Source organism: Allobosea sp. LjRoot237 (genome assembly GCF_964253285.1).
Classification (GTDB): Bacteria; Pseudomonadota; Alphaproteobacteria; order Rhizobiales; family Beijerinckiaceae; genus Allobosea.
The window spans coordinates 4,502,938-4,515,982 of the sequence record NZ_CAXUQP020000001.1; the positions used below are offsets into that span (position 1 = coordinate 4,502,938).

Below are 13,045 nucleotides of genomic sequence, written 5' to 3' on the forward strand. Positions count from 1 at the left end.
ACATGCAAGGATATCGGCTCTGGGTTCCGGGCTCGCTGCTGCGCAGCGCCCCGGAATGACGGCATCGATATCATCCGAGATTCAGCTCCTTGAAGAAGTCGTTGCCCTTGTCATCGATGACGATGAAGGCCGGGAAATCCACGACCTCGATGCGCCAGACCGCCTCCATGCCGAGCTCGGGATATTCCAGCACCTCGACCTTGCGGATGCAGTCCTGGGCGAGGCGCGCTGCCGGGCCACCGATCGAGCCGAGATAGAAGCCGCCATGGGCCTTGCAGGCCTCGCGGACCTGCGCCGAGCGATTGCCCTTGGCGAGCATCACCATCGAGCCGCCGAAGGACTGGAACTGGTCGACGAAGGAATCCATCCGGCCTGCCGTGGTCGGGCCGAAGGAGCCCGAGGCGAAGCCCTCCGGTGTCTTGGCCGGGCCGGCATAATAGACCGGGTGGTTCTTCAGATAGTCCGGCATGCCCTGGCCGTTCTCCAGCCGCTCGCGGATCTTGGCATGGGCCGAGTCGCGCGCGACGATGATCGTCCCGCTCAGCGAGAGCCGGGTTTTCACCGGGTATTGCGTCAATGTGGCGAGAATCTCGCTCATCGGCCGGTTGAGGTCGACCTTGACGACATCACCGCCGAGCTTGGCCTCGTCGATCTCGGGCAGGTATTTCGACGGATCGGTCTCGAGCGCCTCGAGGAAGATGCCGTCTTTGGTGATCTTGCCCTTGGCCTGGCGGTCGGCCGAGCAGGAGACGCCGAGCCCGATCGGCAGCGAGGCGCCATGACGCGGCAGGCGGATGACGCGCACGTCATGGCAGAAATACTTGCCGCCGAACTGGGCGCCGACGCCGAGCGCCTGCGTCAGCTTGTGGACCTCCTCCTCCATCTCGAGATCGCGGAAGGCATGGCCGCTGGCGGAGCCCTGGGTCGGCAGAGCGTCGAGATATTTGGTCGAGGCGAGCTTGACCGTCTTGAGGTTCTGCTCGGCCGAGGTGCCGCCGATGACGATGGCGAGATGGTAGGGCGGGCAGGCGGCGGTGCCGAGCGTCAGGATCTTCTCCTTCAGGAACGCCATCATCCGGTCCCTGGTCAGGAGCGAGGGCGTCGCCTGGAAGAGGAAGGTCTTGTTGGCCGAGCCGCCGCCCTTGGCAACGAAGAGGAATTTGTAGGCGTCCTCACCCTCGGCATAGATGTCGATCTGCGCCGGCAGGTTGGTGGCGGTGTTCTTCTCCTCGAACATGGAGAGGGCTGCGACCTGCGAATAGCGCAGATTGCGCTTGAGATAGGCGTCATGGACGCCTTCGCCGAGCGCCGCCTCGTCTTCACCTTCGGTCCAGACCTTGCGGCCCTTCTTGCCCATGATGATCGCCGTGCCGGTGTCCTGGCACATCGGCAGCACGCCGCCGGCCGCGATATTGGCGTTCTTGAGCAGGTCGTAGGCGACGAAGCGGTCGTTCGAGGTCGCCTCGGGATCGTCGAGGATCTTGGCGAGCTGGGCGAGATGGCCGGGCCGAAGCAGGTGGTTGATGTCGATGAAAGCCTGCTCGGAGAGCCGCTTGATCGCCTCGCGCGAGACGCTCAGGATCTCGCGCCCGCCGATCGTCTCGACCGTGACCCCGTCGCTGCCGAGCGAGCGATAGGGCGTCTTGTCCTCACCGAGCGGGAAGAGATCGACATGGGTATAGGCCATCGGGCTGTGCTCCGGCGGTTGAGCGGCGCCATGCGCAGAACGCGCGGCGCTCGCGACGTCGGCCGCGTCATAGCCGCTCGGGCCAAGGCCTCCAAGCCTAGATTGAGATCATTCCAGGGAAGCGGCCAGCTCGCGCGGACCCGTTTCCGTCCGCTCTCAGGCCGCCTTGGCTGCCGTTTCCGCCAGGATGGCATAGATCGCGGCCGGGTCATGCGCATGGCGCACCTGTTCCAGAACCGCCTGGTTGCGCAGCACGCGCGCGACGCGGGCCAGCGCCTTGAGGTGGTCGGCCCCCGCCCCTTCCGGGGCGATCAGAACGAAGACGATGTCGACCGGCTGACCGTCCAGCGCTTCGAAGTCGATCGCCTTCTCGGCGCGGGCGAACAGGCCGACGAGCCGATCGATGCCGGCCATGCGGCCGTGCGGAATCGCGATGCCGTCGCCGATCCCGGTCGAGCCGAGGCGCTCGCGCTGCAGCAGGGCTTCGAAGAGTTCGCGCTCGGGCAGGCCGGTCAGCAGGGCAGCGTGCTGCGCCAATTCCTGCAGGGCCTGTTTCTTGCTGTTGGCGCGCAGCGGCGAGATCACCGCGTCGGGTCGGAGAAGATCGGTCAGCGTCATAGGCCAATCCATGCATGTCCCGTGCCGGAATGCAGACGCCACCGGCATCCCGGCCGGCGCCTGAACCCCATCAGCGGCGGGACTTCAAGAAAGAGAAGCCGGCGGATCGATCCAGCCGATATTACCGTCACGGCGGCGGTATACGACGTTCATGCGGCCATTGCCAGCATGGCGGAAGATAACCACAGGCGCGCCGGTCAGGTCGAGCTCGGCAACCGCGTCGCCGACCGTCATCTGGTGCAGGGATTTGGTCGATTCCGCCACGATCACCGGGTTCTCGCCGGCGTGATCGGCCTCGTGCTCCTCGATATCCTCATCGGGGGCGGCGATCACATAGCTGGGGATTTCCAGTCCTGGCTCGCGTCCGTTGGCGGCCGCCGCGCGATCTTTCAGCCTTCGCTTGTAGCGGCGCAGCCGCTTCTCGATGCGCTCGGCCATCTTGTCGAGGCTGGCATAGGGATCGTGCGCGGTGGCGGAGGCTTCGAGCGTGATACCGGAGGAGAGATGCAGGACGCCATCGGTCTTGAAGGCGGTGCCGTCCTTGCCGACGGTGACGTGGCCCTGGTAGCCGCCCTCATAGTACTTGCCCAACGCCGCGGCGACCCTGGTTTCGGCCTGCCCGCGCAGGGCCTCGCCGACATCGAGATTCTTGCCGGAGATTCGCAAGCTCATGGAGTGCTTCCCCTTCTTGTCGCCATGGTCAGTAGCCGACCATCCTGAGGAGGTAAGGACGGGCCCCCGAGGTTGTCAATGCATCGACGGGGTGAGCTGCATAGACGGCATGGCAGGAGACACGTGACTTCCGGCAGCCGCCGCGACGCGATGCCGGCCAAACAGGGGCGGCGGCGAGCGCCCGAGGGCTCAGCGCCCGGCGAACGCCATCGCCGCTTTTTCGCGGCGCCGCTCCATCGAGGATGGAATGCGCAGTGATTCCCGGTACTTCGCTACGGTTCGGCGGGCGATGTCGATGCCGTTATCCTTCAGCTTCGTCACGATCGCGTCGTCCGAGAGCACATCCCTCGGCGGCTCGTCGTCGATCATCTGCTTGATGCGGTGGCGCACGGCCTCGGCCGAATGCGCCTCGCCATAGCCGGTTGCGGCGATCGCGGCGGAAAAGAAGTACTTCATCTCGAAGACGCCGCGCGAGCAGGCGAGATATTTGTTCGAGGTGACGCGCGAGACGGTCGATTCATGCATGCCGATCGCATCGGCGACCGTCTTCAGGTTGAGCGGGCGCAAATGCTCGACACCATGAGCGAAGAAGCCGTCCTGCTGGCGCACGATCTCGCTGGCGACCTTCAGGATGGTGCGGGCGCGCTGTTCGAGCGAGCGCGTCAGCCAATTCGCCGTCTGCAGGCATTCGGCGATGAAGGCCTTATCCGCATCGTTGCGCACCGCCTTCGAGACACGGGCATGATAGGTCTGGTTGACCAGCACGCGCGGCAGTGTGTCGGGATTGAGATCGACCAGCCAGGACCCGTCCGGCGCGGCGCGGATGAAGACATCCGGCACCACCGTCTCGGCCGCCGAGCCGCCAAAGGCGCGCCCGGGCTTGGGATCGAGCCGCCTGATCTCGGCGACCATGTCGGCGATATCCTCGTCGTCGACGCCGCAGATCCGCTTGAGGGCGGCATAGTCGCGCTTGGCGACCAGAGGCAGGTTGGCGATCAGGGCCTGCATGGCCGGATCGTAGCGGTTGCGATCGCGCAGCTGGATCGCAAGGCACTCGCCGACGTTGCGGGCGGCGATACCGCTGGGATCGAAGCCCTGGACCACGGCGAGCACCGCCTCGACCCTGGCGAGGCCGACGCCGAGGCGCTCGGCGATATCGGGCAGCGACTCGGTCAGATAGCCGGAATCGTCGACGCCATCGATGATGTGGCTGCCGATCAGCCGCTCCGCCGGCGCGGTGATCGCGAGATCGAGCTGGGCGCTGAGGTGACCGTGCAGCGAGATCTCCCTGGTCAGGCCACTCTCGAAGCCGTCTGGCCCGTCCTCGAAAGAGCCGCCGGAACCACCATAGCTCCCGCCGATGATCGGCAAGCTGTCGGCCCCTTGCGTCTCGAACCGCGCCGCCTGTGGTTGTTCGTTCTGGAAGACGTTGTCGAGCCCGGTGCCGAGCCTGCCCTCCATGCCCTCCTGGGTGTTGAGGCTCTCGGCGCGAGCATAGGTTTCCGCGTCAACGGCGAGCGGGCTTTCACCCGCACCGTTCAGCGAACCCGGCTCCGGAGCCTCGTCACTGCGCTCGAGCAGCGGATTGCGTTCGAGCTCGCCCTCGACAAAGCTCTGCAGTTCGAGATGGGAGAGCTGGAGCAGCTTGATCGCCTGCAGCAATTGCGGCGTCATCACCAGGGACTGGCCCTGGCGCAGCTCCATGCGTGGCATCATCGCCATCGCGATCCCGACTCCTCAGCCTGCGGCAATTCGGCACGGTTCTTGCCTGTCAACCAGACTAGCCGGAGGCCGCGGCGGCGTCAAAGCTCTTCGGGGCTTTCGCTCCGGGAAGTTAATGCGCTGCAACATCGGCAGGCGGAGCGCCCGCCGATTCCGCTCAGAGCCGGAAGTCCTCGCCAAGATAAACGCGGCGGACATCGGCATTGGCGATGATCTCGGCCGGCGAGCCTTCGGTCAGCACGCGGCCGGAATGAATGATGTAGGCACGGTCGACCAGGCCAAGCGTCTCGCGGACATTGTGATCGGTGATCAGCACGCCGATGCCGCGATCGGTCAATTGCCGCACCAGTTCCTGGATGTCGCCGACCGCGATCGGATCGATGCCGGCAAAGGGCTCGTCGAGCAGGATGAAGGAGGGACGGCCGGCGAGTGCGCGGGCGATCTCGCAACGCCGCCGCTCGCCGCCCGAAAGCGCGATCGAAGGCGCCTTGCGCAGGCGGGCGATGTTGAACTCGTCGAGCAGCTTGTCGAGCTCGCGCTCGCGCTTCTTGCGGTTCGGCTCGACCACCTCCAGCACCGCCCGGATATTGTCCTCGACCGAGAGGCCGCGGAAGATCGAGGCCTCCTGCGGCAGATAGCCGATGCCGAGCCGGGCGCGCTGGTACATCGGCAGGGTCGTGATATCGTTCCCTTCGAGCGAGATCACGCCCATATCGGCGCTGACCAGCCCGGTGATCATGTAGAAGATCGTGGTCTTGCCAGCGCCGTTCGGTCCCAGCAGGCCGACCGCCTCGCCGTTGCGGACATAGAGCGAGGCCTCGCTCACGACATTGCGGGCACCATAGGTCTTGCGCAGGCCGCTGACGGCCAGGATGCCGCTGCCGCCGACAGCGCTCGCGATGCGACCAGGCTGCACATCCTCTTCAGCCGCGGGCTTGTCCTTGCCCTTGCCGAAGAGCCTGGAGAACAAGCCGGCGCGCGCCGCCGGCGCAGGGGCCGGCCGCGTCACATTGGGCTGCACCTGCTCGGCAGCCTCGGGAGGCGGAGAGATGGATACCGTCACTGGAGAAAGCGCGAGCTGCTGGCGTTCGACATGGGTCCGCTCTGGTATGCGAGGCGCGCCGAACTGGCAACGCCTTCCTGCGGCCGCCCCAGCCGCAAAGGAATTCAGTTGGTTGGCGCGGTCGCCGGCTTGGCGCCCGCCTTGTTGTCCTTGCCGGCCTCGCCCGAGTTCGGCACGAAGAAGCCTTGCACGCGGCCCTTCGAAGTCACGTTGGCGACGCCGGTCTGCGTATCGTAGACGAGCTGGTCGCCCCGCGTGATGTTCGGCCCGTCGTTCAACGCGACATTGCCGGTCATGATCACTTTGTTGTTGGCGCGGTCGAAGACCGCGTTGTCCGAGGTCGCGGCCTGGGTCTTCGAGACGACGGTCACAGGGCCAGTGCATTCGATGCGCTTGATCGCGCCATCATTGCCCTGACCCTGGCCCTGCGCGGCCGGCTGAGCCGGCTTCGGCGTGCCGCCCTGGCCGCGGCCTTCGTAGAACACCGTCATCACCGAGCAACGCACGGTGGTCTCGCCCTGCACGGCAACGACATTGCCGGAGAAGACCGCCTTGTTGTCCTTGTCGAGCACGTCGAGCTTGTTCGCATCGATCTTGATCGGCTCCTTGCTGTCGCCGCCCATGCCGCCGAAGGGCGAGCCCGGAGCGCCGCCGCGCGGCTTGGCCGGCTTGGCAGGTGCAGCGCTCGTAGCGGCAGGCGCTGCCGCAGGGGTCGAGCCAGACCGCGCGGGCGGCTGCTGAGCCTGAGCGGCGACGGACAGAGCCGGCACGATCAGGGCAGCGAGGGCGATAAAGAAGGGTTTCATCGGTGACCTGTTGTTGGCCTGCATGGCTTGGTACGATGATCTCACGGCTTGCCGGCGGAGCGAAGCGCTTCGAGGTTGGGTGTGCTGCCTTCGCGCTCGGGCCCTGCCAGGCTGCGCGCCGGCGCGTTCTCGATCAGGACATGCACGCGGCCTTCGAAGGTTATCAGCGCACCGTTGTCCTTCACGTCGAGCGTGTCGGCGTCGATCGTGGTCGTGCCGAGATTGACCTTGACCGGCTCGCGCGAATTAACGGTTCCGCCCTTAAAATCGACATCGGCGGTGCGCATGCGGATATCGTAGCCCGACTCGGTGCGGATCTTCACATCGTCGACCAGCTTCAGCTTCTCCTTCTGCTGGTCGAAAAGGCCGCTCAGGGCATTGATGTTGATCCAGCCCTCGTCCTTCATCAGCACGCGGGCCGTCATCTTGATCAACTCGATCTGCGTCGGATTGCGCACGTCCTGCAAGGCCGAGTCGGCCGTGACCTCATAGGGGCTGTTGTCCTTGCGATAGCCGGCGAGCTTCGGCGCCTCCATCACGACCTTGCCGCCGGACAGGCTGATTCCGCCCAGAGAGATATCACCGACCTGACGCAGCGGGTTGAGGAAGGGGACGATGATCAGGCCCACCACCGCGACCACGGCTCCAACCGGGATCAGCCGCCGCAGCAGACGCACAAGCACAGAATGCCGGCGCGCCGCCCGGAAGGCGCTCTGCCGCATCTTCGCCCGGATCGCCGCCGGGCTCCGCGTCTCAGGGGTCGTGATCGCCAAGGTCATGCCCGCCAATTGCCAGCCGCCAGCGGCTTTTTCATGTCGAACTGGCGCGTCCCAACAAGGGCGCGCAACCGGTTCGGCAGCCGCTCGGCGACTAGCTTAGTTCAAATAACTCAACTTTACGTATGTGCGAAGATGTCGACCTCGGGCCAGCCAGCGAGATCGAGCTCGGCGCGCGTCGGCAGGAAATCGAAGCAGGCCTTGGCGAGATGCGCGCGCCCCTCGCGCTCCAGCATCACGTCGAGCTTCGCTTTCAAGGCATGAAGATGCAGCACGTCGGCAGCGGCATAGCCGAGTTGCGCTTCGGTCAACGTCTCGGCGCCCCAATCGGAGGATTGCTGCTGCTTGGACAAGTCGACGCCGAGCAGCTCCCGCACCAGGTCCTTCAAACCGTGCCGGTCGGTATAGGTGCGCACCAGCTTGGAGGCGATCTTGGTGCAGTAGACCGGCGTGGTGACGACCCCGAACGCCTTTTCCAGCGCGGCGATGTCGAAGCGGGCGAAGTGGAAGAGCTTCAGCACGCCGGGGTCGGCGAGGACGCGGCAGAGATTGACCGGCGCCGGCGCGCCTTTCGGAATCTGCACGATGTCGGCGGTGCCGTCGCCGCGCGAGAGCTGCACCACGCAGAGCCGGTCGCGCTGCGGGTTGAGACCCAGGGTCTCGGTGTCGATCGCCAGGATCGGCCCCGGCTGGAACCCATCAGGCAGATCGCCGCGATGCAGACGAATGGTCATCCTGGAAACCTCGCTTGGCGACGCGGCGCGCCGCCCGAACATTTTTCGCTCGCCCATCGGCCGGACGGCCTTTCCGAAACTCGGCGGGCGCTCCGCAGCTAGCGGCGTGCCCGCCCGCATTCAAGCATTTTCTCTGGCAATACAAGCGGTTCGACGGCGTTAACCTTCTATTAAGCATATGCTTCATTCGAGCGCCCAGGCATGCAAGGATACGGGATCGGAGCCTGACGCATGTCCGCAATCCGCCTCTTCACCGATCTCGACGGCCGCATCGGTCTGCGCCAGTTCTGGCTCGGCAGCATCGTGCTCGCGTTCTGCCTCCTCGCAATCCAGTGGGGAGCACCGCGCCTGACCGACAAGCACAGCGCGGCGATGATCGTCGTTTTCGCCAACACCTTCGCCCTGTTTCCCTGGTCAGCACTGGCCGCGAAACGCGCCACCGACCGAGGCGGCTCGTCGCTCTTCGGCATCTTGCTGGTCTGCACCATCGTCCTGCCACGGGAATTGCAGCCCCTGCTCGGCTATGCTTGGGCCCCTTCGCTGGTCGCGATCTCGACGATGGCCTGGCTGGTCGCACTGGTCGATCTCGGCCTGATGCCGGGTGTGGAGCCCGATGCGGCGCTTGCGGAGCAAGAAGGGGCTGCTAAACGGGCATCATGAGCCCGAACGCGCCCGCCCTCCTCGACTTCGATCCCGCCGATCCGATCGCCCTCACCCAGGCTCTGGTGCGCTGCCCCTCGGTAACCCCGGCAGAGGGCGGCGCGCTCGCGCTGCTCGGCGCCGTGCTGAGCGCCGAGGGCTTCCGCGTCGAGCGCCCGGTCTTCTCCGAGCCCGGCATGCCGGATATCGAGAACCTCTATGCCCGCATCGGCAGCGAGGGACCGGTCCTCGTCATCGCCGGCCATACCGATGTCGTGCCGCCGGGAGATCTTGCCGCCTGGACGCATGCCCCCTTCGCAGCCGAGATCGTCGATGATGTGCTCTATGGCCGCGGCGCCTGCGACATGAAGGGCGGGCTCGCCGCCATGGTCGCGGCCGCGATCCGCTATCGCCGCGAGAACCCGGATGCGCCAGGCTCGATCGCCTTCCTCGTCACCGGCGATGAAGAGGGTCCGGCCGTCAACGGCACGGTCAAGCTGCTGGCCTGGGCCGATCAGCGCGGCGAGCGCTTCAGCCATTGCCTGCTCGGCGAGCCGACCAATCCGGCTGCGATGAGCGACATGATCAAGATCGGCCGACGCGGCTCGCTGACCGGCAAGCTCAGCGTCCAGGGCGTGCAGGGCCATGTCGGCTATCCGCATCTGGCCCAGAACCCGATCCGCCGCATGGTCCGGCTGCTGGCCGCGTTGGATGCGACGCCACTCGACGCCGGTACCGAGCATTTCGACCCGAGCAATCTCGAGGTAACGACGCTCGATGTCGGCAATCCCGCGACGAACGTGATCCCGTCGCAAGCCAGGGCCGTGTTCAACATCCGCTTCAACGATCTCTGGACGCCGGAAACACTGGCCGCGGAGATCGAGCGACGACTGCGCGAGGCGGCCGGCAATACCGTGCGCTACGAGATCACTTTCGAGCCGACCAATGCCGTCGCCTTCCTGACCCAGCCCGGGCCATTCGTCGCCATGGTCGCGGATGCAGTCGAAGCCGAGACCGGCAAGCGCCCGGCGCTGTCGACGACCGGCGGCACCTCGGATGCCCGCTTCATCAAGAACTACTGCCCGGTGGTCGAATACGGCGTTGTCGGCCAGACCATGCACCAGATCGACGAACGGGTCGCCACCGCCGATCTCACGACGCTGGAGCGCATCACGCACCGGCTGCTGACCACCTATTTCGCCACGCCACTGCAATCTTGACGGAACCTCGCCAAGCGATCACAGTTAGACGAAAGTCTAATGCCGTGACGTCCGGAGGGTTGAGCCATGAGGCTGGCTGCCGACGATGTGACGCGTTCCCTGCTCGCCTCCTGGCGCCTGCTCACAGCTGATGCCAGGACCCTGCCCGATCTCGACCTGAGCCGTGACGGCTTCTGGCGCTCCTATCTCGCGCTCATCCTGACCATTCCGTCGATGATCCCGGTGCTGGCGGCCGAGCGGACCCTTGCCGGCCTGTCGAACAGTGGCGGACTCTTCGATGCGCCCGGGCTCCTCGCCGCAGTCGTCACCGCCGAGATGCTGGCGGTGCTCACCGTGCCGGCGCTGCTGGTCGGAATCGCACCGAACCTGGTCCACAACCCGCGCTTCACCGGCTTCATCATCATCTGGAACTGGTCGGCCATCCTGTCGGCTGCGCTGATGGCGGTGCCGGCGACAGTCTTCGCGCTGGGCTGGTCCAATCCGGGCATAGCGACCTTCCAGGCCCTCGCCTTCGCGACGATCGTGCTGCGGCTGCGCTATTGCGTGGCGCGCGCCGCCTTCGGGCCTGAGAGCGGTGTCGCCGGAGCGATCGCCTGTGCCAGCCTGCTGGCGGATTATGCCGTCATCCAGACCTTCGGGCTGGCCTGGTTCTGATCCAGGCTCAGTAATCGACACCCGCCAAATAGAGCCCGCAGGGCGGCGCCAGCGCCGCGCATTGCGAGCGGTCGCGCGCCGCCAGCACCTTGCCGACCTTGGCTTCCGGCCAACGCCCCATGCCGACCATCTTCAGGCAGCCGACCATGGAGCGGACCTGATGATGCAGGAAGGAGCGGGCATGGACATAAGCCACGATCTCGGCCCCCTCGCGCCGGCAGTCGAAGCGGTCGAGCGTGCGCATCGGGCCATTGGCCTGGCATTCGGCGGCGCGGAAGGTGGTGAAGTCGTGATGGCCGAGCAACGCCTTGGCGGCACGGTCCATCGCCTCGTGATCGAGCCTGACCGGGACATGCCAGACGCGGTTGGCATCGAGGGCGGGTTGCGCCCGCCGGTCGAGGATGCGGTAGATGTAATAGCGGCGCGTCGCCGAGATGCGGGCGTCGAACGTATCCGGCACCGCCTCGGCGCTCAGCACCGCCACCGGCAGGCGCTTCAGCCGGGCATTGCTGGCGTCGCGCACGACATCGGTGCGCCAGTCCTTGTCGAGATCGACATGGGCGACCTGATGGGTGGCGTGGACGCCGGCATCGGTACGCCCGGCGCAATGCAGGCGCACGGCGTGGCCGCAGAAGGCCTCGACCGCCTCCTCGACGCTTTGCTGCACGGACGGTCCGTTGAGCTGGCGCTGCCAACCTGAAAAGGGCGTGCCGTCATATTCGATGACGAGCTTGTAGCGCGGCATAGCTCTAGAGCTTCGCGCCGGCCGAGAGCCGCGCCCCCCGCAGGAACTCCTGGGCGCTCATCGGCCCCTTGCCGGCGCGCTGGACCTGGATCAGCTTCACCGCCCCGACGGCGCAGGCAACCGTGCCCTCGTCGTCGAGCAGCGTGCCCGGCTCGGCCGCGCCGCCGGCGCGGGCGGTGCGCAGCAACTTCAACCGCTCCGGCCCCTTGCCGAGATCGACCTCGACGAAGGCGCCCGGGAAAGGCGAAAGCCCGCGCACGACATCGTGGACCTGCTGCGCCGGCCGGTTCCAGCTCAGCTTTGCCTCGTCATTGCCGATCTTGCTGGCATAGGTCACGCCCTCTTCGGGCTGCGGCGTGAAGCGTAAGGCCCCGCGCCCGAGCGCCGGAAGCGCCCGGACCATCAGGTCGGCGCCGAGGCCGGCGAGCCGGTCATGCATCTCGCCGGCGGTGGCGTTGCCGTCGATCGCCAGCGTCTCGACCATGGCGACAGGCCCCGTATCGAGCCCCTCCTCCATCTTCATCACGCAGACACCGGTCTCGGTATCGCCGGCCATGATGGCGCGCTGGATCGGCGCGGCGCCGCGCCAGCGCGGCAGCAGCGAAGCATGCAGGTTGAGGCAGCCGAGCTCCGGCACCTCCAGGATCGCCTTCGGCAGGATCAGGCCATAGGCGACGACGACGGCGACATCGGCCTGGTGCGAGGCCATGACCTCGGCGGCCTCGGCGTTCTTCAGCGTCTTCGGCGAGAACACCGGGATGCCGAAGCGCTCGGCCGTGACCTGGACCGGCGAGGGTCTGAGCTCCATGCCGCGCCCGGCCGGCGCCGGGGCACGGGTATAGACGGAAACGACCTCGTGGCCCTGGCCGATGATCTCGGTCAAGGTGGGCACGGCGAAATCCGGCGTGCCCATGAAGATGACGCGCAAGCTCATACGCGGACTTTACCCCAAAACGGGCCCGTCATTCCGGGCGTAGCGAAGCGAAGGCCCGGAATCCATCGAAGGGCTCCGGCATTTTACGATGGATTCCGGAATGGCGCCGCTCACGCGGCTTGTCCGGAGACGTGCGTGTTTCGTCGCCCGATCTTAAGCGGCGCTGTCCCGTTTCGCCGCCTTGGCGAAGCGCTTGGTCACGCGCTCCCGCTTCAGCCGCGACAGATAATCGATGAAGAGCACGCCGTTGAGATGGTCGATCTCATGCTGCAGGCAGGTGGCAAGCAGGCCGTCGGCCTCGATCTCCTGCACCTTGCCGTCGAGATCGCGATAGCTGACCTTGACCCGCGACGGCCGCTCGACCTCCTCGTAATATTCGGGGATCGAGAGGCAGCCCTCCTCATAGGTGCTGAGTTCCTCCGAACTCCACGTCACCTCCGGATTGACGAAGACCATCGGCTCGCGCGCCTGCTCCTCGCCCTCTTCCGCCTTCTTCGAGACGTCGAGGGTGACAAGGCGGACCGGCTCGCCGATCTGGATCGCGGCGAGCCCGATTCCCGGCGCGTCGTACATCGTATCCAGCATGTCCTGCGCGAGCTTGCGGATCTCCGGCGTGATGTCGCCGATCGGCGCGGAAACCTTGCGCAGCATCGAGTCGGGCAGGATGACGAGAGGACGGATAGCCATAGGGCGCTCTGAAACGATTATCGGGAGTTGCGGCGACATAAGCTCTTGTGGGGAAGCGGTCAAACTGTTCCGCTTTCGTTCTAGAATT

At 66.2% G+C, this 13,045-nt stretch carries 14 protein-coding genes; 3 read left to right on the forward strand and 11 right to left on the reverse strand.

From position 1 onward, the window contains the following. Positions 1–70 precede the first annotated feature (70 nt). The 8 genes from ACSQ24_RS21990 to ACSQ24_RS22025 all read right to left on the reverse strand — a co-directional run bounded on the left by ACSQ24_RS21990 (position 71) and on the right by ACSQ24_RS22025 (position 8,078). Complete coding sequence (locus ACSQ24_RS21990) at positions 71–1,687, reverse strand: fumarate hydratase (protein ID WP_436096742.1); 1,617 nt, start codon at positions 1,685–1,687, stop codon at positions 71–73. A gap of 156 nt (positions 1,688–1,843) precedes the next feature. Further along, complete coding sequence (gene ptsN, locus ACSQ24_RS21995) at positions 1,844–2,305, reverse strand: PTS IIA-like nitrogen regulatory protein PtsN (protein WP_126113772.1); 462 nt, start codon at positions 2,303–2,305, stop codon at positions 1,844–1,846. Positions 2,306–2,389: 84 nt separating this feature from the next. Then, positions 2,390–2,977: a ribosome hibernation-promoting factor, HPF/YfiA family gene (gene hpf / locus ACSQ24_RS22000; protein ID WP_436096743.1), complete on the reverse strand. Its 588-nt coding sequence runs from the start codon at positions 2,975–2,977 to the stop codon at positions 2,390–2,392. 189 nt (positions 2,978–3,166) lie between these two features. Beyond that, positions 3,167–4,699: an RNA polymerase factor sigma-54 gene (rpoN, locus tag ACSQ24_RS22005; RefSeq protein ID WP_436096744.1), complete on the reverse strand. Its 1,533-nt coding sequence runs from the start codon at positions 4,697–4,699 to the stop codon at positions 3,167–3,169. A 157-nt stretch (positions 4,700–4,856) separates the two neighbouring features. Then, on the reverse strand, positions 4,857–5,720 hold the full coding sequence (lptB, locus tag ACSQ24_RS22010; RefSeq protein ID WP_436097944.1) for an LPS export ABC transporter ATP-binding protein: 864 nt from the start codon (positions 5,718–5,720) through the stop codon (positions 4,857–4,859). Between the two features lie 146 nt (positions 5,721–5,866). Next, on the reverse strand, positions 5,867–6,568 hold the full coding sequence (locus ACSQ24_RS22015) for an LptA/OstA family protein (protein ID WP_436096745.1): 702 nt from the start codon (positions 6,566–6,568) through the stop codon (positions 5,867–5,869). A 41-nt stretch (positions 6,569–6,609) separates the two neighbouring features. Further along, positions 6,610–7,347: an LPS export ABC transporter periplasmic protein LptC gene (gene lptC / locus ACSQ24_RS22020; RefSeq protein ID WP_436096746.1), complete on the reverse strand. Its 738-nt coding sequence runs from the start codon at positions 7,345–7,347 to the stop codon at positions 6,610–6,612. Positions 7,348–7,463: 116 nt separating this feature from the next. Further along, entirely contained in the window at positions 7,464–8,078 is a 615-nt protein-coding gene (locus tag ACSQ24_RS22025; RefSeq protein ID WP_436096747.1) for a ribonuclease D, read from the reverse strand. Positions 8,079–8,309: 231 nt separating this feature from the next. Here ACSQ24_RS22025 and ACSQ24_RS22030 point away from each other — a divergent pair, with 231 nt between their 5' ends. From ACSQ24_RS22030 to ACSQ24_RS22040, 3 genes are all read left to right on the forward strand, one after another. Next, positions 8,310–8,738 (forward strand): DUF805 domain-containing protein, encoded by a 429-nt coding sequence (locus tag ACSQ24_RS22030; RefSeq protein WP_436096748.1) that lies wholly within the window; start codon positions 8,310–8,312, stop codon positions 8,736–8,738. Then, positions 8,735–9,937 (forward strand): succinyl-diaminopimelate desuccinylase, encoded by a 1,203-nt coding sequence (dapE, locus tag ACSQ24_RS22035; protein WP_436096749.1) that lies wholly within the window; start codon positions 8,735–8,737, stop codon positions 9,935–9,937. Before ACSQ24_RS22030 ends, dapE begins: the two co-directional genes overlap by 4 nt. A gap of 66 nt (positions 9,938–10,003) precedes the next feature. Continuing rightward, positions 10,004–10,591 (forward strand): hypothetical protein, encoded by a 588-nt coding sequence (locus ACSQ24_RS22040; RefSeq protein WP_436096750.1) that lies wholly within the window; start codon positions 10,004–10,006, stop codon positions 10,589–10,591. Between the two features lie 7 nt (positions 10,592–10,598). Here ACSQ24_RS22040 and truA read toward each other — a convergent pair whose 3' ends face one another. The 3 genes from truA to def all read right to left on the reverse strand — a co-directional run bounded on the left by truA (position 10,599) and on the right by def (position 12,957). After that, the gene (truA, locus tag ACSQ24_RS22045; protein ID WP_436096751.1) at positions 10,599–11,336 is read right to left on the reverse strand and encodes a tRNA pseudouridine(38-40) synthase TruA; all 738 of its coding nucleotides are present in this window, start codon (positions 11,334–11,336) and stop codon (positions 10,599–10,601) included. A 4-nt stretch (positions 11,337–11,340) separates the two neighbouring features. After that, positions 11,341–12,270, reverse strand: a complete 930-nt coding sequence (gene fmt / locus ACSQ24_RS22050) for a methionyl-tRNA formyltransferase (RefSeq protein WP_436096752.1) — start codon at positions 12,268–12,270, stop codon at positions 11,341–11,343. 153 nt (positions 12,271–12,423) lie between these two features. Beyond that, entirely contained in the window at positions 12,424–12,957 is a 534-nt protein-coding gene (gene def / locus ACSQ24_RS22055) for a peptide deformylase (RefSeq protein ID WP_436096753.1), read from the reverse strand. Between the last annotated feature and the right edge of the window lie 88 nt (positions 12,958–13,045).

Coding starts and splice junctions, on each gene's coding strand:
- ACSQ24_RS21990 (WP_436096742.1), bottom strand. CDS start 1,687: ATGGCCTATACCCATGTCGATCTCTTCCCGCTCGGTGAGGACAAGACG.
- ptsN (WP_126113772.1), bottom strand. CDS start 2,305: ATGACGCTGACCGATCTTCTCCGACCCGACGCGGTGATCTCGCCGCTG.
- hpf (WP_436096743.1), bottom strand. CDS start 2,977: ATGAGCTTGCGAATCTCCGGCAAGAATCTCGATGTCGGCGAGGCCCTG.
- rpoN (WP_436096744.1), bottom strand. CDS start 4,699: ATGGCGATGATGCCACGCATGGAGCTGCGCCAGGGCCAGTCCCTGGTG.
- ACSQ24_RS22015 (WP_436096745.1), bottom strand. CDS start 6,568: ATGAAACCCTTCTTTATCGCCCTCGCTGCCCTGATCGTGCCGGCTCTG.
- lptC (WP_436096746.1), bottom strand. CDS start 7,347: ATGACCTTGGCGATCACGACCCCTGAGACGCGGAGCCCGGCGGCGATC.
- ACSQ24_RS22025 (WP_436096747.1), bottom strand. CDS start 8,078: ATGACCATTCGTCTGCATCGCGGCGATCTGCCTGATGGGTTCCAGCCG.
- ACSQ24_RS22030 (WP_436096748.1), top strand. CDS start 8,310: ATGTCCGCAATCCGCCTCTTCACCGATCTCGACGGCCGCATCGGTCTG.
- dapE (WP_436096749.1), top strand. CDS start 8,735: ATGAGCCCGAACGCGCCCGCCCTCCTCGACTTCGATCCCGCCGATCCG.
- ACSQ24_RS22040 (WP_436096750.1), top strand. CDS start 10,004: ATGAGGCTGGCTGCCGACGATGTGACGCGTTCCCTGCTCGCCTCCTGG.
- truA (WP_436096751.1), bottom strand. CDS start 11,336: ATGCCGCGCTACAAGCTCGTCATCGAATATGACGGCACGCCCTTTTCA.
- fmt (WP_436096752.1), bottom strand. CDS start 12,270: ATGAGCTTGCGCGTCATCTTCATGGGCACGCCGGATTTCGCCGTGCCC.
- def (WP_436096753.1), bottom strand. CDS start 12,957: ATGGCTATCCGTCCTCTCGTCATCCTGCCCGACTCGATGCTGCGCAAG.